At 32.4% G+C, this 1,155-nt stretch carries 2 protein-coding genes; both read left to right on the top strand.

Going from position 1 to position 1,155, the window contains the following annotated elements:
* Positions 1-145: 145 nt before the first annotated feature.
* A complete protein-coding gene (locus H8911_RS12140) occupies positions 146-691 on the top strand; it encodes an NUDIX hydrolase (protein ID WP_186999837.1) in 546 nt (181 codons plus the stop codon).
* A 23-nt stretch (positions 692-714) separates the two neighbouring features.
* Positions 715-999: an HU family DNA-binding protein gene (locus tag H8911_RS12135; protein ID WP_003865160.1), complete on the top strand. Its 285-nt coding sequence runs from the start codon at positions 715-717 to the stop codon at positions 997-999.
* The last annotated feature ends 156 nt before the right edge of the window (positions 1,000-1,155 follow it).

Here is a 1,155-nt window from a genome sequence, read left to right as displayed (position 1 = left end):
GGATACCGAATGATTCAGAAAGATGGAGTAGATATTGAAATGTTACCGGACGACTGGAAACGAACCGGGCACGTCATTTAGACGTGTGACTTTTTTGCAGAAAAAGTCTTTTCTTGTTTGGATTATAATAATTTGGGTGATAAAAATGGATTTAAATTGGAAATTAAATAAAACCGAACATATTGTACAAGATGAATGGATCGACTTTCGTAAAGAGTCATTTATTCTTCCAGACGGAAAGGAATTCTCCCCTTTCTATAACTATTCAAGAAGAAACTTTGTCGTGATTATCGCAAGAACAAAAGATGATAAATATATAACTGTTCGGCAATTCAGACATGGTCTAAAAAAAGTAACCACTGAATTTTGTGCTGGTGGCATTGAAGGAAGCGAACATGAAAGTGCCTTATTAGCAGCTAAGCGTGAACTACAAGAAGAAACAGGCTACGTTTCAGATCACTGGAAACATATATATACCATTCCCAGCAATCCTACCATAGCGGATAATTATGCGTATTTATATTATGCCGATGATTGTGAAAAAGTATCGAATCAGCATCTAGATTCGACAGAATTTTTAGAAGTCAAAGAATATACAGAAGATGAAATCAATGATTTAATTAAAAACAATGAATTTGTTCAACCAATTCATCTAATGGGTTGGCTAATGGTGAAAAAAGGCTTATTATAGGGATATAAAGGAGACTTATAAACATGGAAAAATTAACTAAAAAAGACATTATTTCTAATATTGCCGAAGATTCTCATTTAACTAAAAAAGACATTACTGAAGTTGTTGACTTGGCACTTACACAAATCTTTGAAGGTTTAAGTGAAGGAAAAACGGTAGATCTTGCAGGATTTGGAAAATTTGAAATCACAGAAAGAAAAGCTAGAGAAGGAATTAATCCTCTAACGAAAGAAAAGATTCAAATTGAAGCTAGCAAATCTGTTAAGTTCAAAATTGCTAAAGCATTAAAAGAAGCCGTAAATAAATAATATCAAAACAAAAAGCATCCCTAGAGATGCTTTTTCAGGATATTTAAATTCTTGTAGGGTCGAACATAGTCCTTAAATTTTTATAGGGTCGTTTTATAAGTAGTAAAAAAATTCTATAAAATATCGTAGGGTCGTGTTCGTCCCATTTTTTTATAT

Source organism: Holdemanella hominis, from assembly GCF_014306155.1.
In the GTDB taxonomy this organism is placed as follows: Bacteria; Bacillota_I; Bacilli_A; order Erysipelotrichales; family Erysipelotrichaceae; genus Holdemanella; species Holdemanella hominis.
This window is presented reverse-complemented; position numbering and strand designations above follow the sequence as displayed.